This is a genomic window from Actinosynnema sp. NPDC023794, assembly GCF_040639675.1.
Classification (GTDB): Bacteria; Actinomycetota; Actinomycetes; order Mycobacteriales; family Pseudonocardiaceae; genus Actinosynnema; species Actinosynnema luteola.
Genome location: NZ_JBFAFR010000003.1, coordinates 479,830 through 502,540 on the forward strand (window position 1 = coordinate 479,830; position 22,711 = coordinate 502,540).

A 22,711-nucleotide genomic window follows, 5' to 3' on the forward strand; every position below is an offset into this window, starting at 1 on the left:
ATCATGACTGCCTGGTTCGTCATCGCCGTTCCGATCGTGATCATGTTCTTCGCGCTCTTCATGGAGCGCGTTGAAGCTCGTCTGCGGCACGTCGCCGTGCAGGAGGACGAGGTCGAGGAGTTCCTGGAGTCGGCGCGCCCCGACGAGGTCAGGGCGCTCTACGGGCACGGCATCGGCCGCGCGCTGGAGCTGTTCCGGCTGCGCAGGCTGGGCGGTCGTGCCAGGAACCTGCGTCAGCGGCGCACCCGCCGCTAAGCGGGAAGGACCGGCGAGGCCCACGGGGTCAACCCCCGCGGGCCTTATCGGGCTGTCCGGGCTGCGATGGGCGGCGCGCCGAAAGGCGATCCCGACCACAGCCCTTAGACTGCACTCAGTGATCGGCGGCAGGCGCTGATCCGCCAGAAGGCGGAACGCGCTCAACCATGCCGCCGCGTCTCGACAGGAGGGACGAGGTGGACGAGACCCTGGCCCGCGCGGGCATTTTCCAGGGGGTTGAACAGGCCGCAGCGGAGGCGCTGGCGCAGACGCTGGAGTCTGTTGAATTCCCGCGTGGCCACGTGATCTTCGCGGAAGGCGAGCCGGGCGACCGGCTCTACATCATCCAGTCCGGCAAGGTGAAGATCGGCCGCAAGTCGCCGGACGGCCGGGAGAACCTCTTGGGGATCTTCGGACCGTCCGACATGTTCGGCGAGCTGTCGATCTTCGACCCCGGTCCGCGCACGTCCACCGCGACCACGGTGACCGAAGTGCGCGCGGTCAGCATGGACCGCCCCGCGCTGCGGCAGTGGATCACCAACCGGCCGGAGATCGCCGAGCAGTTGCTGAGGGCCCTGGCCCGCAGGCTGCGCCGGACGAACTCCATGCTGGCCGACCTGATCTTCACCGACGTGCCCGGCCGGGTGGCCAAGGCGTTGCTGCAGCTCGCGCAGCGCTTCGGCAGCCAGGAGGCCGGACTGCTGCGGGTCACCCACGACCTGACGCAGGAGGAGATCGCGCAGTTCGTGGGCGCCTCGCGCGAGACGGTGAACAAGGCCCTGGCCGACTTCGCCCACCGCGGTTGGCTGCGGCTGGAAGGCAAGAGCGTGCTGATCCTGGACCCGGAGCGCCTGGCCCGCCGCGCCCGCTGACAGCACCGGAGGAACAACAAGACCGGGCGCCGCCCCCGACGCGGCGCACCGGTCTTGTTGCCGCGCGGCCCATCCCCCGACAGACCGCGCCTTCCACACCTCCGGCACCCGCAGGCCCCGACCCTCGTGGCGCCGGAAGGAGGCTTGGTTACCCGCTGCTACCGCACATGAAACGGCGCGGCAGCGGCTGGGTGTGATGTGCTGGTGACTGCTTCCACGATCGCACGCCACCTCCCCCGCAACTCAAGCCCGTTCACCCTCAAGGACCCTCTGTTCAGCGGTTTCTCCGGGTGGTTTCACCCGGTCATCCCATTGTTGTAATCGAACTGCAACCCACTCCCAGCCGATGGACGGTTCAAGACCATCCGGCACACCCGCGGCGACCAGGTGATGGATCACACCGCGCAATGACTGGTACGGGCGTACCAGTGTCGGGCATACTGGTACGCATGTCCCACTCTGCCCGCCTCTCCGACTACCGAGCCGCCCTCACCACCCCCGGCATGCGCGGCCCCGTGGTCGCGTCCCTGCTCGCCCGCCTGCCGATCGCGATGGTCGGTCTGTCGCTGCTGCTCTACGTGCAGCGCGAGACCGGCTCGTTCGCCGCGGCCGGTCTGGTGTCGGCGTCGTCGCTGGTGGGTGTCGCGGTCGGGTCGATCGTGCAGGGCAGGTTGATGGACCGGCACGGGCCGACCCGCCCGTTGCTCGCCGCGGTGTCGTTGTTCGCGGTGTTCGTCACGTTGGCGATCGGCGCGGTCGAGGCCGGCGCCACGTTGGCCGTGCTGGTGCCGGTGGCGTTCCTGGTCGGGATCACCGAGCCGATGGTCGGTTCCGCGTCCCGCGCCCTGTGGTCGCACGTGCTGCCCGCCGGGCCCACGCGGCTCGCCGGGTACGCCTACGAGGCGATCAGCATGGAGGTCTTCTTCATCCTCGGTCCCGGTCTGGCCGGGTTGCTGGTCACGGCGCCGTGGGCGGGGACCGGCGTGGTGATCGGCGCGGCGTCGATGGCGGTCGGCGCGCTGTGGTTCGCGTTGAACCCGACCGTGCGCGGTGTCCGTCCGGCGCCCATGAGCCGGAACCTGCTCGGCGCGCTGGCGTCGCCCGGCATGCGCACGGTCGCGTTGGCGGCCTTGGGCTTCGGCGTGACGATCGGGTTCATCGAGGTGGCCGTGCCCGCCGCCGCGGCGCAGGCCGGTCACGTCGGCATGGGCGGGTTGCTGCTCAGCCTGTGGTCGGTGAGCTCCGTGCTGTTCGGCATCCTGTACTCGATGAAGCCGTTCCCGCGGGCGATGCACCTGCGGCTGCCCGTGCTGCTCGGCGGGTTCGCGGTGCTGTCGCTGCTGCTCGCCGTGCCGACGACGTTGATCGGCCTGGGTGCGGCGCTGTTCGTGGTCGGCACGCTGATCACGCCGCAGGCCACCACCCACTCGGCCGCGATCGAGCAGGTCGCGCCCGCCGGGACGGCCACCGAGGCGTTCGGCTGGGTGGTGACGGCGGTGACGGTCGGGTTGGCGATCGGCCAGTCGGCGAGCGGTCAGCTGGTCGAGGTCTACGGCACCGGCGTGGCGTTCGTCGCGGCGGCAGGCGCCGGCTTGGTGATCGCGGCGCTGGTGTGGATCTTCCGCGGCACGGTGGCGGCCGGCGTGCCGCTGCGCCAGGACGAACTGGCCCTGGTCTCGCGCTGACCTCGTCGGGCCCCGGAATTGTCGGTGGTCGGGTCTAGCTTCACCGGCATGGACCTGACCGCCACCACCGCCGACCTCGCCGCCGCCGCTGCCGACGTCGCCCGCCTCCTGCCGACCAGGGTCTACGACCCGGTGCTGGCCGGCTTGGTGCTGCGCGCGTCCGGCGGCGGCGTCGAGCTGGCGGGCAGCGACCGCGAACACGCCGTCCGCCTGACCCGAGCGGCGACCGTGCACACCGATGGCGCCGTGGTCGTCCCGGCCCGCCCTCTGGCCGAGACCCTCCGCGGCTTGGAAGACCCTCAGGTCAGACTGGTGGTCGAGGGATCACGACTGGCCGTGCGCACCTCGACGGCCCGCTTCGCCCTGCCGCTGCTGGACCTCGCGTCCCACCCGGGCATCCCCCCACTGCCGCCCGCCGTGGGCGTCATCCCCGCCGTCACCCTGACCGCCGCCCTGACCCCGGTGTCGTCGGCCGCGTCGAAGGACGACGCCCTCCCGATGTTCACCGGCGTGCGGATGCACAGCGCGCCGAGCGGGCGGCTGGAGCTGATCGCGACGGACCGCTACCGCATGGCGTTCGCTTCGCTACCTTGGGCGCCGACGGGTGAGCTGGACGTGCTGGCGCCGGCGGTGGTGCTGGCCGAGGCGTCCAGGCAGCCGGACCGCGGGGCGGAGGTGGCGGTGCACGCCGACGCGGACCGGATCGCCTTGTCGTGGGCGGGCGGGAGCGTGAGCACGGCGCTGCTGGCGGCCCCGTTCCCCGACGATCGAGTGCGGAAGCTGTTGGAGGCGGTCATCGACAGCACGGTGGTGGTGGAGGCCGACGTGCTGGCCGGCGCGGTGCGACGTGCCGTCCCGTACGCCGGGCCGCATGGTTCGGTCACCATCCAGGTGGACGACGGTGAGCTGCGCGTGCGCGGCAGCGATCCGCAGAGCGGCGAGTCCGAGGAGTCGATCAAAGCCACCATCGACGGCAACCGCGTGACCAAGACCTTCCAGGCCAAGTACCTGGCGGATGCCCTGCGCGCCTTCAGCGGCCGCCGAGTCGAACTGCGAATCCAAGACGGCCTGCGCTCCACCGTTCTGACGAGCCAAGCAGGGCCGGACGGAGTGGAACTGACCTACCTGGTCGTCCCCCTCCGAACCGTCTCCTAGGCCCCGCCGAACACGATCGAGTGATCATCGCCGAGAAGTGTACGGAAACACCGTTACCGCACCTCGGTTGAAAACCAGCGGAACGCCTCGACCACCCCCCGACCCACTACCCCCACCCACCACACCACCCGGGAGCCACCCCACCGCCGCCAGCGCCACCGCCACACGCCGCCAGCGCCACACGACCGCCCTGCCTGACCACGCGGGCCTGAGCCACCTACGTCGCGGCAGCGCCCCAGACCCACATGGCGTCCAGGACCCCACGCAGCGCGTGCCCACGCGACGTGAGCGAGTACCGCACCCGGCTGGGCCATCCCCGGCTCCCGCACCCGCACCACGACGCCGCACGCGACGAGCTGCCCGAGCCGGTCGCTGAGCACCTTGTCCGACAACGCAGGCAGCGCGGCGGCCAGGTCGCCGAACGTCCGCTCGCCCGCGAACAGCTCCCGCACCACCAACGTCGTCCACCGACCGCGCAACGCCCGCAACGTCACCTCCACCGGGCAGTCGGGCACCGGGTGATCGACCTGGCCGTGCGGGTCGCCCGCCCAGGCACTGGTCGGGGCAGCGGCCTCGGCGATGGCCGCGCGGTCGGTGATGGCGTCAGCGGCGGGGATGGCGGCGGATGGGTCCGCGATGGTTGCGGTGGCCTCGGAGCGCGGCCCGGCACTCACCGTTTGGTTGGTCACGCGCCGTCCTCCTAGCGTCACCCGAATGATCGCCCGTACCCCTGAAGAGTTGCCCCCGCTGTTCGCGCAGGCCTTCAACGCCGGCGACCCCAGCGGGCTCTACGAGGCCGGTGCACAGCCCGCCGAACTCGCCGGACACCTCGCTCTCACCCAAAAAATGACCGTCGTCACCCGAAAGGTGATCACGAGGAACGACCTGGCCCTGCTCATCGTCGACTGGCGCATCGGCGACGTCACCGGCACCGCGACCGACATCACCGGCACCGCCACCGACGTCGCACGCCGCGGCCCCGACGGAGCCTGGCGCTACGCGATCGACAACCCGTCAGGCATCGCGTAGGTACTCCAACTGCGCCCGCACCGACCACTCCGCCGCCGGCCACAGCGAACGATCGACATCCGCGTACACCACCTCCACCACCTCACGCGCCGTCGGAGCGCCGCCCAACGCCTCCACCGCCGCCCGAACCTGCGCCAACCGCTGCTCCCGGTGCACCAGGTACCCACCAGCGGCAGCCACCACGTCCGGCAGCTCCGGCCCGTGCCCCGGCAACCCGATCGTGCCCACCGGAAGCGTGGTCAACAGCCGCAACGACTCCAGGTAGTCACCGAGGCGCCCATCCGGATGGGCGACCACGGTCGTCCCCCGACCCAGCACCGTGTCCCCGGTCAACACCGCGTCGTCCAACAGGAAGCACACCGAATCAGCCGTGTGCCCCGGCGTCGGCAACACCCGGATCGACAACCCGGCCGCCGAGATCACGTCCCCCTCCGCCAACCCCTCCCCGCCCAACCGGAACGCCGGATCCACGGACCGCACCGGCGCATCCACCAGCCGCCCGAACGAACGTGCCCCGTCCGAATGGTCAGGGTGACCGTGCGTCAGCAGCACCACCTCCACCGGCGCTTCCAACGCGATCCGCCCCAGATGCACGTCGTCCGCGGGCCCGGGATCGACCACCACGCACGACGCCGACCCGAGCGCGCGCAGCACCCAGGTGTTCGTCCCCTCCAACGTCATCACACCGGGGTTCTCCGCCAGCAGCACCGCCGCCGTGGGCGTGACCGGCCGCAACACCCCATAAGCCAACCCGCTCACGGCACGACCACCCGGAACACCGACCCCTCCCGCACCAGCTTCGGAATCACCTTCGACACCGTCCGGGGCGCGTCCACCACCGCCGCCACCGACCCCAACTCGTCCAACTCCGACAACGTCACCCAAGTCGGCGGCATCAACGCCCGCCGCCCGCCCTTCCAGTCCGACAGCGCATCCGCGGGCCGCTGCCAAGCCGCGTCCGAAGCCTCCGTGGTCACCCCATCGGCACTCTGCCCCTCGGGCAGCACCGCCACGAAGAAATACGTGTCATACCGCCGAGGCTCCTCCACCGGCGTCAACCAGTTCGCCCACGGCCGCAGCAGGTCCGCCCGCAGCACCAACCCCTCCGATGCCAGGAACTGCGCCAACGACAACTCCCGCCCCACCAACGCCGCACGCGCCGCGGCATAAGCAGCCGTGTCAGCCACCACCGACGACGACGAAGGCCCGGCCAGCAGCACCCCGGACTCCTCGAACGTCTCCCGCACCGCCGCGCACACCAACGCCGTGGCCAACTCGACGGAACACCCGAACCGCGAGGCCCACCACGACGGCGGCGGCCCGCTCCACGCCACGGACGTGTCCGCGTCACGCCGGTCGACCCCGCCACCGGGGAACACCGTCATCCCACCCGCGAACGCCATCCCGGCCACCCGCCGCAGCAGGAACGCCTCCAACCCCGCCGCGCCATCACGCACCAGCACCACGGTCGCCGCGTCACGCGGCTGCACCGGAGGCCCGCTGAAGTCCGGGGGCACCACGGAGGCAGGCAACACGAGTTCATCGGGGAGTTCGCGCACGACCCGAGCCTACGAGGATCATCCGCATGTGGACACCACGCGCAAAGGCTGCCTCCTCAACGTCCTGCTGTTCGTCACGGGCGCGATCCTGGGCACTGCCCTGACGGCGACGGCCGCCGTGATCCTCTTCCTCCCCGGCAGCACCACGACCAGCACGGACGAGGGTTCGCCGAACGTCTACGTCAAGGAGCGCTCCAGCCTGATCGGCGGCACGCACCACGAGGTCTGGCTCGGCCGGACACCTGACTACGGCCACGTCGTCGAGATCCCGAGCGGCTGGGACACCACGCCCGAGGTCGAACGCCGCCCCGAGGGCGTGGAGCTGCGGTTCGACCACGGCGGCCGGATCTTCGTCCCGGAATCGAGTTACGTCGGCGGCCGATGAAAGGCAGGATGGGTCAAGTGGACGAACAGCTGCGCGTAGGACTCGTCGGTGCCGGCCCGTGGGCGACCATGGTGCACGCGCCGGGCATCGCCGACCACCCCGGCACCCGCCTGACCGCGATCTGGGCCCGCCGTGAAGAGGCAGCCACCGAACTGGCCCTGGCTCACGACGCGGCCGTCGCCAGGACCCCCGACGAGCTCATCGCCGACGTGGACGCGGTCGCGTTCGCCGTCCCGCCGAGCGTCCAGGCCGAGATCGCCGTCAAGGCCGCCGAGCAGGGCAAACACCTCATCCTCGAGAAGCCGATCGCGGCCACCCTCGCGGACGCCGAACGCCTCGCCGACGCCGTCAAGGCCAACGGCGTCGCGTCCCTGGTCGTCCTCACCAAGCGCTACGCCCCGGAAACCCGCGAACAACTGGCCCAACTCGAGCAACAGGGCGGCTGGGTGGGCGGCAGCGCGCGCTGGCTGACCGGAGCGCTCCTCGGCGGCCCGTTCTCGCACTCGCCGTGGCGGCACGAACGCGGCCCGCTGGACGACATCGGCCCGCACGCGTTCGACCTGCTCGACGCCACCCTGGGCACGATCACCGACGTCATCGCGGCCAACCGCTCGGAGCACGGCCTGTGGCAGATCGTGTTCCAGCACGAGGGCGGCGCGACCAGCGTGGCGACGATGACGATGACGTTGCCGCTCGACCCGGGCATCGCCGAGGTGATCGTCTACGGCGAGCACGGCCACCGCGTGCTGGCCGACCGCGGCACGACCGCGCAACAGGCCTTCACGAACCTGTTGGACGACTTCGTGGCCATGATCGACAGCGGCACCACCGAGCACCCGCTGGACGTCCGCCGCGGCCTGCACCTGCAACGGATCATCGACCTGGCGCGGAGGAAAGCGGAGGCGTGAAGCAGCTCGGCCCTGCCGCCCCTCACCAGGGACGACAGGGCCGAGCTAGCGAACCTCTAGCCGGGGTACTTGCCGTTCGTCGGCTTGGGCGTCCCGTTGACGAACTCGGGACCACCCGGCCACGACTGCTGCTCCCGCTGCGCCAGCTCCTCGTGCAGCTGCTGCAGCAACGCCCGTTCCCGGTCGCTGAGCTTGGCGTCCACGGTCGGCGGCAGCTGCACGGCGGCGGGCGCCTGCCCCTCCGCCAACGCGGCCTGCAACGCGGCCAGGTCGTCCGGCCCGAGTTCCGTGGTGACCTCGGCCCGCGACAGCGGGTGGTCGTCCGGGAACGCGAACATCGGCGCCGGCGGCCGTTCGTCGACGACGGGCGGCGGCTCGACGGGCGTCTCCTCGACGCGCACGTCCAGCACCTCGTCCGGGTGAACGTCGACCACGTGAACCTCGTCGACGACCCGAACGTCATCGACGTGGACGTCCTCGACGCGCGCTTCCTCGACGTGGACGTCCTCGACCGGCTCGCGCACCGGCAACCGCTTCACCGGCTTGGGCGGGAACGGCTGCACGCCCTCATAGGACTCGACGCGCGCCCGACGTGACTTGGAGCCGTTCTGGGGTTCGACAGGCACCGGTTCCGGCTCGACCACCGGTGCCTGGCCCCGCGGTTCACCGTCGAACCAGGCGGCCGAGTCCGGTGGTGGTTGCGGGTTCGTCGACCCCGACGGGAAGAACACCTCGCGCGCCGTGGTGACGGCCGCCGCGTGGTACTCGCCGAGTTGCGTGCCCACGGACAGCACCTCGACCGCTGCCCGGATGCCCGCCTTGCGCAGCACGGTGTCCACCCGGTAGGCGGTGGCGGGCGCGAAACCCGCCGGGCCGATGTCCACCAGGACGAGCCTCTGCGGCAGCGGTCCGGGCGTCGCGCCGGCCGGGGTGGACCGCCACGTGGCACGCACACCGCGCACGTCCGGCAGCACCGACACGGTCTTGCCCAGCACGTCGCCCAGGCCCTCGGCCGGGTCGGACTCCACGCTGAACCGGTGCTTGACCACCGGCACGCGCTCCACCGCGAACAGCTTGTCCGCCAGCGACCGGTCCGACCGGACCTCGCCCAGCAGCCAGCCGATCTCGTGGCGTTCCTCCGGCGACACCGGGATGCGGCCGGCCAGCAGGCAGCCGACGACGAGCTCCACGGCTCTGTCCAGCTCAGCGACCGCCAGCAGCTCCCGAGCCTGTGTCAACGCGTCGTCGTCGACACGTCCGGCCAACGCCAACAGGAGGTCGTGTAAACGGACGGGGAGTCCCACTCCGTCGTTCGTCACGCCTGTTCTCCTTCCGGCCCGCGCGGGAGCGCCGAGCTCTATACGGGCACCAAGTGCCCGTCGGCGTCAGCGCCGGCGCACACCAGCTCCGATGCCGCCAACGCCGCCCTGTGGTAGGGCGGCAGGTCCAGTCCGGCGGGCAGGACCTCAACACACGGGTCGTGCTCGCCGAGCGCCCGCAGCACTCGCTGGAGCTCACCGGTCAGCCGGGCTTCGCCGGTCGAGGCGGTGACCAGGATCACCCTCCTGGGGCCGCCCTCGCCCAGCCGCCACGAGGACCGGACTTCGCCGACCCCGAGGCGTCCCCGCAAGGTCGCTCCGAGCACCACGGTCGCGGAATCACCCATCAACACCCGATCGGGTGATTCCGGGGAGAAGGTGTAGCCGGATTCGGGCAGTTCGTCCAGCCCTTTGACAGAACTGATCGTGGACCGGTCGGCCCCGTGCGGCACGAGGGCGTCCGCCAGCAGGCGCTGCTCGTAGTCCGTCAGACCGATCCTGTCGTGCAGCAACGTGCGCGGGAGGGCTCTCGCGAGCACCGCGACGGCGTCCGTGGCGGCCCAGTCCCGGAACCTCCAGAGGAGGTCGTCCGGCAGCCGTCCGGCCAGCCTCAGCAACAGCTCGTGGCACGTGTCCGACATCTCACTCCCCGATCTCGACGATCAGTTCCACCTCGACCGGCGCGCCCAACGGCAACTCGGCGACGCCGACCGCGGCCCGCGCGTGCCGCCCGGCTTCGCCGAACACCTCGCCGAGCAGGTCGGAGGCCCCGTTGATCACGGCGGGCTGGCCGGTGAAGCCGTCGGCGGAGGCGACGAACCCGACCAGTTTGACGACGCGCACGACCTTGTCCAGGCCGACCAGCGAGTCGACGGCGGCCAGCGCGTTCAGCGCGCAGGTGCGGGCGTGCGCCTTGGCCTCTTCGGGGCTGATGTCGCCGCCGACCTTGCCGGTGGCCGCGAGCGAGCCCTTGACGAACGGCAGCTGCCCGGACGTGAAGACCAGCTGCCCGGTGCGCGCGGCGGGCACGTAGGACGCGACCGGAGCCGCGACCTCGGGCAGTTCGACACCCAGCTCGGCCAGACGTGCCGTCCAGCTCATGCCTTGGGCCGCTTCAGGTAGGCGACGTGCTGCTCACCGCTCGGGTTCGGCAGCACGGTGACCAGCTCCCAGCCGTCGTCACCCCACTGGTCCAGGATCGCCTTGGTGGCGTGGATCAACAGCGGGACCGTCGCGTACTCCCACTTCTGCATGAGCGGCAGCCTAGCGGGGTGTCGAATGGGGGCACCCGTCCGAGTACCCCCATTCGTGTCACGCCGTGCTCAGACCCGAGACCGCTTCACTTCGGCCAGGAACGCGGAGAAGGCCCGCACGCCGAACTCCAACGTCCCGCCGTCCCGGTTCTTGGTGTCCCGCACCCCGGCGACCTGCTCACCGATCGCCAACTCGACGCACTGCGCAGCGGAGGCGCTCCGGCTGCTCTTCCGCCATCTTCGGTCGGTCACGAATCTCCTAGTCCTTGATGAGGCCCACGGAGTCCTCGGCCGTGAGCGCGAGGCGTGCCGCGTCGTCCCACACAGCCGACAGCACCTCGGCATCTTCATCTTCCACCGCCGCGAGGCCGGTCAGTGCCTCCACGTAGGCCGTGGTGGGCTCGTCCGACTCGGCGAAGTCCAGCAGGTGCAGCCCGCCGGCCTGCGCCTCGTACGCCCCACGGCTGTACGGCAGGACTTGGATGGTCACGTTCGGCAGGCCGGCGATCGACAGGACGGCGCGGGCGCGCCTGGTGTGGGTGGAGGGGGCGGAGGTGGTGTCGGAGCCCCGAAGCGTGACGTGACTGGACCATCACGCGGCGCTAGCGTTGATCACGTGGAAACGTGGCGGATCGTCGCCACCAGCGCGTTCCTGCTGGGCGGGCTGGTGATGATCCTGGTCGGGATGGCGCAGGCGCGCGATCGCAAGGGCGCCAAGCGGTCCGACGTGATGCGGGCGTTGCTGGTCGGGGCGGTGATCGTCGCCGTCGTGGCGGTGCTGATCGCGTACGTGCTGCCGTCGGTCCTCGCGTGGGGCGTGGTCGCGGCGACCGCTATCGCGGTGGTGTTCGTCACCATGTGGGACTGACCGTGGCAGGCGGCGTGGCCAGCGGTCCTCAGGGCGGCGCGCATAGGCTGATCTGGTGAACGGCTGGACCGACGAACTCGCCCGTGCGCGACTGCACGTGGTGACGGGCAAGGGCGGGACCGGCAAGACCACGGTCGCCGCCGCGCTCGCGCTGGCGCTGGCCACCGGTGGACGGCGCGTGCTGCTGGTGGAGGTGGAGAACCGGCAGGGCATCGCGCAGCTGTTCGACCGCCCGCCGCTGCCGTACTCCGAGGAGCGGATCGCGTCCGCGCCCGGTGGCGGCGAGGTGCGTGCGCTCGCGGTGGACCCCGAGGCGGCGTTGCTCGAGTACCTCGACATGTTCTACAACCTCGGCTTCGCCGGCCGGACGTTGAAGAAGATGGGCGCGATCGAGTTCGCCACCACGCTCGCCCCCGGTCTGCGGGACGTGCTGCTCACCGGCAAGGTCAAGGAGTGCGTGCGCCGCGCGGGCAAGACGGGGCGGCACGAGTACGACGCCGTCGTGCTCGACGCGCCGCCGACCGGTCGGGTGGTCCGGTTCCTGGACGTCACCAGGGCCATGGCCGACCTCGCCAAGGTGGGGCCGATCAAGGGCCAGAGCGACGGCGTGGTCAACCTGCTGCACTCCGGTGACACGGCGGTGCACCTGGTCGCGCTGCTCGAGGAGATGCCGGTGCGGGAGACGTTGGACGCGGTGGCCGAGCTGGACGCCGCGGACCTGCGGCCGGGCGCGGTGTTCGTGAACCGGGTCAGCTCGCCGCGGCTGCCCGCGCGGTCGGTCGCGTCGGCGTCCGAGGGGCGGGTCGACGTCGGCCGGGTGCGCACCGGGCTGGAGGCGGCCGGTCTCGACGTGGACGGCGACGTGCTGGACGGGCTGGTCGAGCAGACCGTGGAGCACGCGTTGCGCGTCCGCATGGAGGAACGGGCGAAGGAGAAGCTGGCTGAGGCGGACCTGCCGACGCTGGAACTGCCGGAGGTGACCGACGGGGTGGACGTGGCCGCGCTCTATGAGCTGGCCGAGGTGCTGGTCGGGCGGGGTGTGCGGTGAACCGGCTCGACGTGGACGCGTTGCTGGACGACCCGGCGACCCGGGTGCTGGTGTGCTGCGGGTCCGGTGGCGTCGGCAAGACGACCACGGCGGCGGCGTTGGCCGTGCGCGCCGCCGAACGCGGCAGGCGTGCCGTCGTGCTGACCATCGACCCGGCGCGCAGGCTGGCGCAGTCGCTCGGCCTCGGCGAGCTGGACAACCAGCCGCGGCGCGTCGAGGTGGAGGGTGTCAAGGGCGAGCTGCACGCGATGATGCTGGACATGCGTCGCACGTTCGACGACATGGTGTGGCAGCACGCCGGTCGTGAGCGGGCGGAGCAGATCCTGGCGAACCCGTTCTACCAGACGATCTCCACGTCGTTCTCCGGCACGCAGGAGTACATGGCGATGGAGAAGCTGGGCCAGCTGGTCGAGCGCGACGAGTGGGACCTGGTCGTCGTGGACACGCCGCCGAGCCGGTCGGCGCTCGACTTCCTGGACGCGCCGCAGCGGTTGTCGACGGTGCTGGACGGCAAGCTGATCCGGATGCTGTCGGCGCCCGCCCGGGCGGGCGGGCGCGGCATCCGCAAGATCGTGGGCGCGGGCTTCGGTCTGTTCACCAAAGCCGTGTCCACGATCGTCGGCGGCCAACTCCTGCAGGACGCTTCGACGTTCGTACAGGCGTTCGACAGCATGTTCGGTGGCTTCCGGCAACGCGCCCAGGCCACCTACGAGCTGCTGCGATCACCCGGAACCGGATTTCTGGTGGTCGCGGCGGCCGAACCGGACGCGTTGCGCGAGGCCAGCTACTTCGTGGAGCGGTTGAGCGCGGAACGGATGCCGTTGACCGGCCTGGTCGCGAACCGGACGCACCCGGTGCTGGCCCCCTTGCCGGCACCAGGCGCGTTGGCGGCGGCGGACCGGCTCGAGCGCACTGGGGACGCTCCGCTGGCTGCCGCGGTGTTGCGGGTGCACGCGGATCGCGTGGCCGTCGCCGATCGGGAGAAGCGACTGCTCGCGCGGTTCACCCGTGCGCACCCCGGTGTTCCGCTGATCGGGGTACCCGCGCTGCCTACCGACGTGCACGACCTGGACGGCCTGCACGAGATCGGTCGGCGGTTGGCGGGCGAGTAGGGAGTCCGGCCGGTCAGCCGACCGCGGACTCCTCGTGGTGCTCCTGACGTGCGGTGTCGAGGAGCTCGTGCCATGAGGTGACGTCCGGGCGTCGCCGCAGCAACGCCCGCCGTTCACGCTCCGTCATGCCGCCCCACACACCGAATTCGATCCGGTTGTCCAGGGCCTCGGCGAGGCACTCGGTGCGCACCGGGCATCCCAGGCACACCACCTTCGCCTTGCGCTGCTCGGCGCCGCGCACGAAGAGCTGGTCCGGCTCTTCGTCACGGCACGAGGCCTTGATACGCCAATCCCCCTGCACCTGCTGCATATCCCCCACCTCAGTTCACACAGTGCCCAGACGTTCTAAATCCGCCACACCCCTGCCGCGGATGCCGTAGGCTCACCATCGAGTGGTCATGCCGTTGGCTGCTGTCTTGGACAGTGACGGACTGTAGAGCCTTCCGGTTCCACCTCCAACCCTGGGTTGCGCACCTGTTACCTGTCTTGAGTACGAGTACTCATCCTGTGTAATCAACTGTGCGCGAATCCGATCACCTCTTCAGGTGCCGCGTACGCTGACCTGCATGCGAGCCAGGAACGGCGTGCTGAAACTGCTCGGACTGTGTCTGCTGGCGGGAGTGCTGCTGGCAGGCATGTTGTTCCCTGTCGTCGGCTCGCTGGGGATGGTGTCGAACAGAGCCAGCGACACGGTCGACAGCATCTCCGCCGACCTGGTCACCACCGACCCGCCGTTGATCTCCACGATCACCGACAAGGACGGCGCGCCGATCGCCTACCTGTACGACCAGTACCGCGTGCTCGTCGAGCCCGACATGATCTCGCCGACGATGAAGGCCGCGCTGGTCTCGGTCGAGGACCGCCGGTTCTACGAGCACCAGGGCGTGGACTGGCGGGGCACGATCCGGGCCGGGCTGACGAATCAGTTCAGCGGCTCGGTCACGCAGGGCGCGTCGACGCTCACGCAGCAGTACGTGAAGAACTACCTCGTGCACGTCGTCGCGCGCAACAACCAGGTGGAGCAGCAGAAGGCGCAGGAGCAGACGGTCGCGCGCAAGGCCCGCGAGTGGCGGATCTCGTTGCAGCTGGAGAGCCAGCTGAGCAAGGAGGAGATCCTCGCCCGGTACCTGAACGTGGTGCCGTTCGGCTCGACGATCTACGGCATCGCGGCGGCGTCGCAGGCGTACTTCAACACCACGGCGGACAAGTTGACCGTGCCGCAGGCGGCGATGCTCGCGGGCATGGTCAACAGCCCGTCCGCGCTGAACCCGGAGGTGTTCCCGGAGAAGGCGTTGGAGCGGCGCAACCAGGTGATCGACAAGATGGTCGAGAACGACAAGCTGTCGCGTGACGCCGCCGAGGCCGCGAAGGCCGAGCCGCTCGGTCTGGCGACGCCGGTGCGGACGCCGCCGAGCGGGTGCGTCGGGGCCGGGCCGGAGCACGGGTTCTTCTGCTCTTACGCGCTGAACTACTTGGAGCGCAACGGTTTCAGCCAGGAGCAGCTGAAGACCGGCGGCTACACGATCCGGACCACTTTGGACCGCACGATCACCGATCACGCGAAGCGCGCGGCGGAGGGTCAGGTCGCGAAGTCGACCGACGGGATCGCGAACACGATGGCGGTCGTGCGGCCGGGCAAGGAGCGGCACGAGGTCGTGGCGCTGGTGGCGAACCGCGACTACGGGTTGAAGGCCGACCAGTTCCAGACGCAGTTCGACCTGCCGTCCGGGGTGGAGAACAAGTTCGGGGCCGGGTCGGTCTACAAGGTGTTCACGGCCGCGGCGGCGTTGGAGAAGGGCATGGGCATCGAGAGCACGATGGCCACGCCGAACTCGTACGTGTCGCGGGTGTTCAAGGGTGGTGGGGACAAGTGCCCGCCGGCCCCCGAGCCGGCCACGCGGTGGTACTGCCTCGGCAACGCGTCGTCGACGTACCCGCCGCAGATGTCGTTGCAGACGGCGTTGCAGACCTCGCCGAACACCGGGTTCGTGATCCTGGAAGAGCAGCTGGGCATGGACCCGGTGGTGGACATGGCGTCGCGGTTGGGGATGCGCGAGACGATGGCGACGAACATCGCGGGCGTGCGGCCGGACCCGAAGGCGAAGAGCAAGGAGCTGCGGATCTCGCAGACCGAGTTCTACAAGTCCAACGGCGGCAACGCTTCGTTCACCTTGAGCCCGGCCCCGGTGAGCACGTTGGAGCTGGCGAACGTCGCGGCGACGATCATGAGCGGCGGCGTGTGGTGCCCGCCGTCCCCGATCGCCCAGATCGTGGACCGCTCCGGCCAGCCGGTGGCGATCAACGAGGCGCCGTGCGAGCAGGTCGTGGCCGAGCCGTTGGCGAACGGTCTGGCCCTCGGCATGTCGAAGGACGACCAGGGCAGCGGAACCGCCGCCGCCGCGGCGCGGCAGTTCAAGTGGACCCGGCCGATGCTGGGCAAGACGGGGACGACGGAGGACTACAAGTCGGCCGCGTTCATCGGCGCGACCCCGGACTTCGCCGGTGCGGTGCAGACGTTCAACGACGGCGTGGAGCCGCGCGGGATCTGCGTCAACGGCGGCCCGCCGCGCTTGTGCGGCAAGGGTGACATCTACGGCGGCACCGTTCCCGCGCGGACGTGGTTCGACATGATGACGAAGGTCCACGAAGGACTGCCGGTGCGCGGCATGCCGGCCGTCGAGGAGCGCTACCTGAAGGGCGGCAGCGAGATCCGCGTGCCCGACGTCGTCGGCCGGAACGTCAACGACGCCACCAGGATCCTCGAACAGGCCGGCTACAAGGTCTCCGCGCAGAACCGCAACTCCGAGCAGCCCAAGGGCCAGGTGGTCAGCCAAACGCCACGCGGCAGCGCCCTGAAGGGCACCGTGATCACCCTGCTGGTCTCCACGGGCTACGTCCCCCCACCGCAGGCGAGCGACCCGGCGCCGACCAGCGAATCCCCCGACCCGGGCCAAGGCGAACCGGGCCGCCCAGGCGATCCGGGCCGCCCCACGGGCCCGCCACAGATCACCATCCCCACCGACCCACCCCGCCGCTGACCGCCCCCACCGGCCTGGTGCGGCGCACCAACCACACCGCCGCACCAACCCCGCCGTCGCCCGCGGGCTCCAGCGCCCATCGGGGACCCGGGCCTTGGCTGCGGCCGGGCCGCGAGGCAGTGGCGCGGGCACGGGGTCCGAACACGCGGACGCCCCATTCGCTCCGGGGTCCGGCGTGGTGGTTCGGGCACCGGCGAGCGTGACGCGGCTTCCGCCGGCAGTGCTCGTCTCTTCCGCCGGCAGTGCTCGTCGGCTCGTCGGCCCGGTGACGTGGGCTGTGGCCGTAGCGGCGGGGCGGTCGCCGTGGCGGCGGTGGCGGTGGGCGGTCGGGGGTGGTTTCGGCGGTTCCGCTGGTTTTCAACCGAGGTGCGGTAACAGCGTTCCCGTACATTCTCGGGCGATGATCACCCGATCGTGTACACCCTGACCGTCCCGGCCACAGGGGCACGCGCCGACCGCTCGACCGCAGACCTCTCGGCCTACCGCACGGGCACAGGCGAGTCGTCCGCGGACGCTTCCAAAGATACCGCGGTCAGCGGCGCCTCAGGCCAGCTTGGCCTTGACCGCAGCGGCGACTCGGCCGCCGTCCGCGCGACCCGCCACCTGGGCGTTGACGATCTTCATGACCTGGCCCATCTGCCGCTGGCCGGGCTGTTCCCCCAGCTGCTCGGCCACCTGGGCGATCGCGGCGTCGACCAAGGTCGCCAACTCGGTGTCGTCGAGCTGCGCCGGCAGGTAGGCCTCCAGCACCTTGGACTCCGCCTGCTCCAACTCGGCCTGCTCGGTCCGCCCGGCGCCGGCGAACGCCTCCGCCGCCTCCTTGCGCTTCTTCACCTCACGGGTGATGACCTTGAGCACCTCGTCGTCGCTCAGCTCGCGCGCGCTCTTGCCGGAGACCTCTTCGGTGGTCAGGGCGGCCAACGTCATCCGCAGCGCGCCCGCCCGCACCGTCTCCCGGCCCTTGATCGCCGCCGTCAGGTCCGCCTGCAACCGCGCCTTCAACTCCGCCATGAGCCGGAACGGTACCGGGAAGCCCGTCTCACCCCGAATCGGTCAACCCCCTACCCTCGACTACGTGAACACGCTCGTCCGAACGCTGCTTGCCACGACCGCCCTGGGCACCGCCACGCTCGCCTACGCCGCGGGCATCGAGCGCAGGCGGTGGACGTTGCGCGAGGCGACGGTGCCGGTGCTCGCGCCGGGCTCGTCGCCGCTGCGCGTGCTGCACATCTCCGACCTCCACATGATGCCGGGCCAGAAGTCCAAGCAGCGGTGGGTCGCGGCGTTGGACGAGTTGGAGCCGGACCTCGTCGTGAACACCGGGGACAACCTGGCGCACAAGCAGGCCGTGCCCGCCGTGGTGCGCGCGCTGGGTCCGCTGCTGAACCGCCCCGGTGTGTTCGTGTTCGGCAGCAACGACTACTACGCGCCGCGCCCGAAGAACCCGGCCCGCTACCTGCTGCCGTCGGCGAAGACGCGGCGCGTGCACGGCATCCCGCTGCCGTGGAAGGACCTGCGCGCGGCGATGATCGAGCGCGGCTGGCTGGACCTGACCCACGCGCGCCGCCGGTTCGAGGTGAACGGCCTGGAGGTCTTCGCCGCGGGCCTGGACGACCCGCACCTCAAGCGCGACCGGTTCGACGAGATCAGCGGCCCGCTGCCGGACGTGCCGCTGCGGCTGGGCGTGACGCACTCCCCCGAGCCGCGCGTGCTGGACCCGTTCGCGGCCGAGGGCTACGACTTGGTGCTGGCGGGCCACACGCACGGCGGCCAGCTGCGCATCCCGGGCTACGGCGCGATCGTGACGAACTGCGAACTGGACCGCTCGCGTGCGCGCGGCGTCTCGCGGTGGGGCGCGCGCATGTGGCTGAACGTGTCGGCCGGCCTGGGCACGTCGCCGTACGCCCCGGTGCGCTTCGCGTGCCCGCCGGAGGCGAGCCTGTTGACCTTGGTGCCGCGTCCTGTCGACGCAGGTCAGGACGTGTCCGACGCGAAAAGGGATACCCGGTTCGGAGTGGGTGGGAACGTCAGGTAGAGTTCTCCTCGTTCGATCGCAAGCCGGGGTGTGGCGCAGTTTGGTAGCGCGCTTCGTTCGGGACGAAGAGGTCGCAGGTTCAAATCCTGTCACCCCGACGCAGCTCAGGGCCTGTCCGAGAAGTCTTCGGACAGGCCCTGAGTCGTCTTCGATGTGGCTCTCCGTAACGACGGGCGTCATCGGGCCGAATAGCGGTGTAGTCCACTTTCCGCCTGCTGACGGCGGTTCGAGCGCGCTGGAGGGTTCTGTGCTGGCAGAGGCATTGATCGCGTTAGCCGCGGCGGGTGGCACAGCGTTGGTGGAGGCGGCGACCACGGACGCGTGGCAGAAGGCGAAGTCCGGTTTCGCCCGGATGCTCGGCCGGGGCGACGAGGGCCGCGTCGCTGTGATCGAGGGGCGCCTCGAGAGCACGCGTGCGGAGTTGGAGCCGTTGTCCGGGGTGGAGTTGGAACGGGCCCGTGAGGTCCGCGCCGCCGAGTGGACGACGCGATTGCGGGACACGCTCGAGGAGCACCCGGATTCCGCCGACGCGTTGCGCGAGGTGCTCGACGAGTTGGCCGCGGCCGGGGTGGCGGTGTCGGCGAGGACCGGCGACCACAGCCTGGTCGTGGGGCGGGACATGTCGAATGTCTCGCGCACCGGTGGTGTGTCCGCCGGCGTGATCCACGGGAACGTGTCGACGTCGCCAAACCCTCCGCAGCCGGGCGCGGGTCAGGGCTAGCCGCTCCCGGGGTCACGCATGTTTATGCCCGGAACGCAGTCGTGGCCACGTCCGGTGGTGTCGCGGCCGGTGAGCTGATCGGAAACGGCGGCTCGGGCAGCCCGGTCGTTTCCGCGGAAATGGCCGCGCTCTCCGAGTCCGTGACCGCGCCTTTGGCGGTCATGGACGTCACGGGACGTCTGCGTGGCCGTGAGGTGATCGTCGACGCGTTGATCCGACTGTTCGACGATCGCGACGGCGGTGGGCGTGTCCACCTGCTGCACGGTCTTGGTGGCAGTGGCAAGACGTCCATCGCCGCAGAGGTCGCGCGGCGGGTGTCGGCGACGGGCGCTGACGTCTGGTGGGTGTCGGCGGTCGACAGCGCGAGCCTGGTAGCGGGACTGCACGCTGTCGCACGACTGGCGGGCGCCGACGCCGACGAGCTGCAGCCCGAGGCCAGTGCGGACGTCGTCTGGCGTTGGTTGAACGCGCTGCGCAAGCCGTGGTTGTTGGTGGTGGACAACGCCGACGACCTCGACACGCTGGACGTGTCCCCGGACAGCGGATCCGACACGCTCAGGAACGGGCGTGGATGGGTCAGGCCATTCTTGAACAGCCCGGGGTTCGTCCTCCTGACAAGCAGGCGTGGTGCTGATCCCGGCCAGTGGGGCAATTGGATCGTGCCGCACGCCGTCGGCATGCTCGATCCGGCCGACGGCGCACAGGTGCTGTTCGACCACACGCGCAGTCGCGGTGGCGGTTCGGCCGAGGCTCAGGCTCTTGCCGAACGGCTCGGCGGGCTGCCGTTGGCGTTGTCGTTGGCCGGGTCGTACCTCGCCGCGTCGGTGGATGACCCCTGGCCCGAGTCGACGGCGGTCACGACCTTCCAGGCTTATCGGGCCGCGCTCGACGAGGGTCGCGTCGACGTTTTGGAGCCTCGTGACGACCGTGATGGCGATCAGTCGGAGGAACGGGCGTCCCGGCTGCTGATCGACCGCATCTGGCAGTTGACGATCCAGTTGCTCGAAAGCCGGAAGTTGCCGTCGGCGGGTCCGTTCATGCGTTTACTGGCGCAGTTCGCGGCCGCTCCGATTCCTTATCGGCTGATGTTGAAAAGGGAAACGCTCACCGGCTCGCCGATCTTCGCCGACCTCACCCACGTGCAGATCAGGTCGTTGCTGCAGAACGCGTCGAACCTCGATCTGATCGACCTGACTTCCACTACCTCGTCTGCCGAAGACGATGTTCCCCTGCTGTACGTCCACCCCCTGATGAGAGATGCCAGTTACCGGTACCGCGACCCGGCCCACGATGACGACGAATACCTGTCACTGGCTGCGCAACTGCTTTTCGGGGCAGTGACCGGGGAATCCGGTTCGTCCGCCGAGGACAACCGCAAGTGGCCGGTCTGGCAATTGCTGGCGCCGCACGCGTTCCACCTTTTGCGGTCGGTCTCGGCCAAGGCGATCGGTGACACCTCGCTGATCGACCGGGTGGCACACGTCGTCGACCTCGCCGCCCGCTACCTGCACGTTCGTGGGCTGCACGCCCAGGCAAGGGCCGAGTACGACTTCATGCACCGGGTCTGCCACGAACTCCTCGGCCCGGAGCACGCTCGGACTCTGGCGGCGCGGCACGGGATCGCCGTCTCGATCGGTGGCAGTGGCGACTACCCGGCAGCCGAGGCGGAGTTCGAAGCAGTCCTCGGCCTGCGGCGACGCACTCTCGGCGACGAACACCCCGACACCCTGACCACTCGTCACGACCTGGCCACGATGATCAACGACCGCGGCCGCCACGTCGCGGCTCAGGCGGAGTTCGAGGAGGTCCTCGGTCTACGGCGACGCATCCTCGGCGACGAGCACCCGGACACCCTGGCCACCCGACACAACCTCGCGGACGTGGTCAGGGACCGCGGCCACCACGTTGCGGCCGAAGCCGAGTTCCAGGCGATTCTCGCCATCGAACGCCGGACCCTCGGCGAGGAGCACCCCACCACGCTGACCACTCGTCAGAGCCTGGCGGAAGTGGTCGGCAGTCGCGGCGACCACGTCACCGCCGAAACCGAGTTCCGCGCGATCCTCGGCCTGCGACGGCGCGTGCTCGGCGACGAACATCCTGCGACCCTGACCACCCACAACAGCCTCGCCCAAGTGATCAACGACCGCGGCGACCACGTCACCGCCGAGACCGAACTGCGCGCGATCCTCGCCATCGAGCACCACATGTTCGGCGACAAGCACCCGAGCACGCTGACCACCCGCCACGCCTTGGCCAACGTGGTGAAAGAGCGCGGCGACCACGTCACCGCCGAGACCGAACTGCGCATGATCCTCGATCTGCAACAGCGCTTGCTCGGCGACGAACACCCCAGCACCCTCGTCACCCGCCACAACCTGGCCGGGGTGATCAAAGACCGCGGCGACCACATGACGGCCGAGGACGAACTGCGAGCGATCCTCGACATCAAACGACGCATCCTCGGCGACGAACACCCCAGCACCCTCGTCACCCGCCACAACCTGGCCGAGGTGATCAACGATCGCGGCGATCGCGGGGCGGCTCGAGCCGAGATCCAAGCGATCCTCGACATCGAACGACGTGTGCTCGGCGACGAACACCCCAGCACCCTGACCACCCGCCACTCCCTTGCCCGCATGTTCATCGATCGCGGCGATCGAGTGGCGGGCGAGGCCGAACTGCGAGCGATCCTCGACATCGAACGACGCATCCTCGGCGAAGAACACCCCAGCACCCTGACCACCCGCCACAACCTGGCCGGGGTGATCGAAGACCGCGGCGACCACGTCACCGCCGAAGCCGAACTACGCGCCATCCTCGACATCAAGAACCGCATGTTGGGCGAAGAACACCCCAGCACCCTGACCACCCGCCACAACCTGGCCGGGATCATCAAAGACCGCGGCGACCACGTCACCGCCGAAGCCGAACTACGCGCCATCCTCGACATCGAACGACGCATCGTCGGCGACGAACACCCGGCAACCTTGATCATCCGTCACAGCCTGGCGAGCGTGGTGAGCGGGCGTGGCGACCACGTCACCGCCGAAGCCGAACTACGGGCCATCCTCGACATCAAGAACCGCATGTTGGGCGAAGAACACCCCAGCACCCTGTCAACCCGCCACAGCCTGGCCGGGATCATCAAAGACCGCGGCGACCACCTCACCGCCGAAGCCGAATTCCGCATGATCCTCGAGCTGCAACAGCGCACGGTCGGTGACGAGCACCCCAGCATCCTGATCATCCGCCACAGCTTGGCGAGCGTGTTCAGCAGCCGCGGCGACCACGTCACCGCCGAAGCCGAACTACGCGCCATCCTCGACATCGAACGACGCATCCTCGGCGACGAACACCCCAGCACCCTGACCACCCGCCACAGCTTGGCGAGCGTGTTCAGCAGCCGCGGCGACCACGTCACCGCCGAAGCCGAACTACGCGCCATCCTCGACATCGAACGACGCATCCT

The 22,711-nt window shown here is 70.2% G+C and carries 24 protein-coding genes, 1 tRNA gene and 1 pseudogene; 15 read left to right on the plus strand and 11 right to left on the minus strand.

The features are described from left to right. The first annotated feature begins 3 nt into the window (after positions 1-3). The 4 genes from AB0H12_RS10850 (at position 4) to dnaN (ending at position 3,967) form a co-directional block, all read left to right on the plus strand. On the plus strand, positions 4-255 hold the full coding sequence (locus AB0H12_RS10850) for a hypothetical protein (protein WP_015097743.1): 252 nt from the start codon (positions 4-6) through the stop codon (positions 253-255). A 197-nt stretch (positions 256-452) separates the two neighbouring features. After that, on the plus strand, positions 453-1,127 hold the full coding sequence (locus AB0H12_RS10855) for a Crp/Fnr family transcriptional regulator (protein ID WP_033441932.1): 675 nt from the start codon (positions 453-455) through the stop codon (positions 1,125-1,127). A 449-nt stretch (positions 1,128-1,576) separates the two neighbouring features. Further along, positions 1,577-2,812: an MFS transporter gene (locus AB0H12_RS10860; protein WP_499622440.1), complete on the plus strand. Its 1,236-nt coding sequence runs from the start codon at positions 1,577-1,579 to the stop codon at positions 2,810-2,812. 48 nt (positions 2,813-2,860) lie between these two features. Next, positions 2,861-3,967 carry a DNA polymerase III subunit beta gene (gene dnaN / locus AB0H12_RS10865; protein WP_499622441.1) on the plus strand — a complete coding sequence of 369 codons (1,107 nt, stop codon included), beginning with the start codon at positions 2,861-2,863 and terminating at the stop codon, positions 3,965-3,967. A gap of 53 nt (positions 3,968-4,020) precedes the next feature. Here the strand turns inward: dnaN and AB0H12_RS10870 are convergent, their stop codons facing one another. Next, positions 4,021-4,656 (minus strand): winged helix-turn-helix transcriptional regulator, encoded by a 636-nt coding sequence (locus AB0H12_RS10870; protein ID WP_499622443.1) that lies wholly within the window; start codon positions 4,654-4,656, stop codon positions 4,021-4,023. 25 nt (positions 4,657-4,681) lie between these two features. Between AB0H12_RS10870 and AB0H12_RS10875 the strand changes: the two genes are divergently transcribed. Then, positions 4,682-4,996, plus strand: coding sequence for a YybH family protein (locus AB0H12_RS10875; RefSeq protein WP_499622444.1), 315 nt, complete (start codon positions 4,682-4,684; stop codon positions 4,994-4,996). On the opposite strand, the gene AB0H12_RS10880 is transcribed toward AB0H12_RS10875, so the two are convergent. Together AB0H12_RS10880 and AB0H12_RS10885 are read right to left on the minus strand one after the other, a co-directional pair. Beyond that, positions 4,982-5,755, minus strand: coding sequence for an MBL fold metallo-hydrolase (locus tag AB0H12_RS10880; protein ID WP_499622446.1), 774 nt, complete (start codon positions 5,753-5,755; stop codon positions 4,982-4,984). The genes AB0H12_RS10875 and AB0H12_RS10880 overlap by 15 nt on opposite strands. Then, complete coding sequence (locus tag AB0H12_RS10885; RefSeq protein WP_499622447.1) at positions 5,752-6,555, minus strand: NUDIX hydrolase; 804 nt, start codon at positions 6,553-6,555, stop codon at positions 5,752-5,754. Before AB0H12_RS10885 ends, AB0H12_RS10880 begins: the two co-directional genes overlap by 4 nt. Positions 6,556-6,583: 28 nt before the next feature. Here AB0H12_RS10885 and AB0H12_RS10890 point away from each other — a divergent pair, with 28 nt between their 5' ends. Then, positions 6,584-6,940: a hypothetical protein gene (locus AB0H12_RS10890; RefSeq protein ID WP_499622449.1), complete on the plus strand. Its 357-nt coding sequence runs from the start codon at positions 6,584-6,586 to the stop codon at positions 6,938-6,940. An 8-nt stretch (positions 6,941-6,948) separates the two neighbouring features. Beyond that, positions 6,949-7,848, plus strand: a complete 900-nt coding sequence (locus tag AB0H12_RS10895; protein WP_499622450.1) for a Gfo/Idh/MocA family protein — start codon at positions 6,949-6,951, stop codon at positions 7,846-7,848. Between the two features lie 56 nt (positions 7,849-7,904). Here the strand turns inward: AB0H12_RS10895 and AB0H12_RS10900 are convergent, their stop codons facing one another. The 6 genes and pseudogenes from AB0H12_RS10900 to AB0H12_RS10925 all read right to left on the minus strand — a co-directional run. Then, on the minus strand, positions 7,905-9,113 hold the full coding sequence (locus AB0H12_RS10900; protein WP_499622451.1) for a hypothetical protein: 1,209 nt from the start codon (positions 9,111-9,113) through the stop codon (positions 7,905-7,907). A gap of 92 nt (positions 9,114-9,205) precedes the next feature. Then, a complete protein-coding gene (locus tag AB0H12_RS10905) occupies positions 9,206-9,808 on the minus strand; it encodes a hypothetical protein (RefSeq protein ID WP_499622453.1) in 603 nt (200 codons plus the stop codon). A gap of 1 nt (position 9,809) precedes the next feature. Beyond that, a complete protein-coding gene (locus AB0H12_RS10910) occupies positions 9,810-10,268 on the minus strand; it encodes a RidA family protein (protein ID WP_499622455.1) in 459 nt (152 codons plus the stop codon). Further along, positions 10,265-10,420 carry a Sp36 family protein gene (gene sp36 / locus AB0H12_RS10915; RefSeq protein ID WP_106616451.1) on the minus strand — a complete coding sequence of 52 codons (156 nt, stop codon included), beginning with the start codon at positions 10,418-10,420 and terminating at the stop codon, positions 10,265-10,267. Before sp36 ends, AB0H12_RS10910 begins: the two co-directional genes overlap by 4 nt. A gap of 69 nt (positions 10,421-10,489) precedes the next feature. Next, positions 10,490-10,672: a DUF397 domain-containing protein gene (locus AB0H12_RS10920; protein WP_499622456.1), complete on the minus strand. Its 183-nt coding sequence runs from the start codon at positions 10,670-10,672 to the stop codon at positions 10,490-10,492. Between the two features lie 7 nt (positions 10,673-10,679). Continuing rightward, a pseudogene (locus AB0H12_RS10925) lies at positions 10,680-10,955 on the minus strand (Scr1 family TA system antitoxin-like transcriptional regulator); the annotation flags it as partial. Between the two features lie 81 nt (positions 10,956-11,036). On the opposite strand from AB0H12_RS10925, the gene AB0H12_RS10930 reads away from it, so the two are divergent. From AB0H12_RS10930 to bagB, 3 genes are read left to right on the plus strand one after another with little or no spacing between them, the layout of a single operon-like run. Beyond that, entirely contained in the window at positions 11,037-11,288 is a 252-nt protein-coding gene (locus AB0H12_RS10930) for a hypothetical protein (RefSeq protein WP_499622458.1), read from the plus strand. A 55-nt stretch (positions 11,289-11,343) separates the two neighbouring features. Continuing rightward, positions 11,344-12,336: an ATPase BagA gene (gene bagA, locus AB0H12_RS10935; RefSeq protein WP_499622459.1), complete on the plus strand. Its 993-nt coding sequence runs from the start codon at positions 11,344-11,346 to the stop codon at positions 12,334-12,336. Continuing rightward, positions 12,333-13,448: an ATPase BagB gene (gene bagB / locus AB0H12_RS10940; RefSeq protein ID WP_230570035.1), complete on the plus strand. Its 1,116-nt coding sequence runs from the start codon at positions 12,333-12,335 to the stop codon at positions 13,446-13,448. Before bagA ends, bagB begins: the two co-directional genes overlap by 4 nt. A 13-nt stretch (positions 13,449-13,461) precedes the next feature. Here bagB and AB0H12_RS10945 read toward each other — a convergent pair whose 3' ends face one another. Next, positions 13,462-13,758, minus strand: a complete 297-nt coding sequence (locus tag AB0H12_RS10945; RefSeq protein WP_123744590.1) for a WhiB family transcriptional regulator — start codon at positions 13,756-13,758, stop codon at positions 13,462-13,464. Between the two features lie 256 nt (positions 13,759-14,014). On the opposite strand from AB0H12_RS10945, the gene AB0H12_RS10950 reads away from it, so the two are divergent. After that, positions 14,015-16,486 (plus strand): penicillin-binding protein, encoded by a 2,472-nt coding sequence (locus AB0H12_RS10950; RefSeq protein WP_499622461.1) that lies wholly within the window; start codon positions 14,015-14,017, stop codon positions 16,484-16,486. A gap of 543 nt (positions 16,487-17,029) precedes the next feature. On the opposite strand, the gene AB0H12_RS10955 is transcribed toward AB0H12_RS10950, so the two are convergent. Continuing rightward, positions 17,030-17,497, minus strand: a complete 468-nt coding sequence (locus AB0H12_RS10955; RefSeq protein ID WP_499622462.1) for a GatB/YqeY domain-containing protein — start codon at positions 17,495-17,497, stop codon at positions 17,030-17,032. Between the two features lie 64 nt (positions 17,498-17,561). Between AB0H12_RS10955 and AB0H12_RS10960 the strand changes: the two genes are divergently transcribed. The 4 genes from AB0H12_RS10960 to AB0H12_RS10975 form a co-directional block, all read left to right on the plus strand. After that, entirely contained in the window at positions 17,562-18,521 is a 960-nt protein-coding gene (locus AB0H12_RS10960; protein WP_499622463.1) for a metallophosphoesterase, read from the plus strand. Positions 18,522-18,545: 24 nt separating this feature from the next. Beyond that, positions 18,546-18,619: transfer RNA gene (locus tag AB0H12_RS10965), tRNA-Pro, on the plus strand. Positions 18,620-18,768: 149 nt separating this feature from the next. Continuing rightward, on the plus strand, positions 18,769-19,242 hold the full coding sequence (locus AB0H12_RS10970) for a hypothetical protein (RefSeq protein WP_499622464.1): 474 nt from the start codon (positions 18,769-18,771) through the stop codon (positions 19,240-19,242). Between the two features lie 41 nt (positions 19,243-19,283). Further along, positions 19,284-22,711, plus strand: a 3,428-nt coding sequence (locus tag AB0H12_RS10975) for a tetratricopeptide repeat protein (protein ID WP_499622466.1), incomplete at its 3' end; no start/stop codon positions are given.

Bases quoted from the DNA above. Each gene is read 5' to 3' on its own strand.
- AB0H12_RS10850 (WP_015097743.1), top strand. From the start codon at position 4: ATGACTGCCTGGTTCGTCATCGCCGTTCCGATCGTGATCATGTTCTTC.
- AB0H12_RS10860 (WP_499622440.1), top strand. From the start codon at position 1,577: ATGTCCCACTCTGCCCGCCTCTCCGACTACCGAGCCGCCCTCACCACC.
- dnaN (WP_499622441.1), top strand. From the start codon at position 2,861: ATGGACCTGACCGCCACCACCGCCGACCTCGCCGCCGCCGCTGCCGAC.
- AB0H12_RS10875 (WP_499622444.1), top strand. From the start codon at position 4,682: ATGATCGCCCGTACCCCTGAAGAGTTGCCCCCGCTGTTCGCGCAGGCC.
- AB0H12_RS10895 (WP_499622450.1), top strand. From the start codon at position 6,949: ATGGGTCAAGTGGACGAACAGCTGCGCGTAGGACTCGTCGGTGCCGGC.
- AB0H12_RS10905 (WP_499622453.1), bottom strand. From the start codon at position 9,808: ATGTCGGACACGTGCCACGAGCTGTTGCTGAGGCTGGCCGGACGGCTG.
- AB0H12_RS10910 (WP_499622455.1), bottom strand. From the start codon at position 10,268: ATGAGCTGGACGGCACGTCTGGCCGAGCTGGGTGTCGAACTGCCCGAG.
- sp36 (WP_106616451.1), bottom strand. From the start codon at position 10,420: ATGCAGAAGTGGGAGTACGCGACGGTCCCGCTGTTGATCCACGCCACC.
- AB0H12_RS10945 (WP_123744590.1), bottom strand. From the start codon at position 13,758: ATGCAGCAGGTGCAGGGGGATTGGCGTATCAAGGCCTCGTGCCGTGAC.
- AB0H12_RS10950 (WP_499622461.1), top strand. From the start codon at position 14,015: ATGCGAGCCAGGAACGGCGTGCTGAAACTGCTCGGACTGTGTCTGCTG.
- AB0H12_RS10955 (WP_499622462.1), bottom strand. From the start codon at position 17,497: ATGGCGGAGTTGAAGGCGCGGTTGCAGGCGGACCTGACGGCGGCGATC.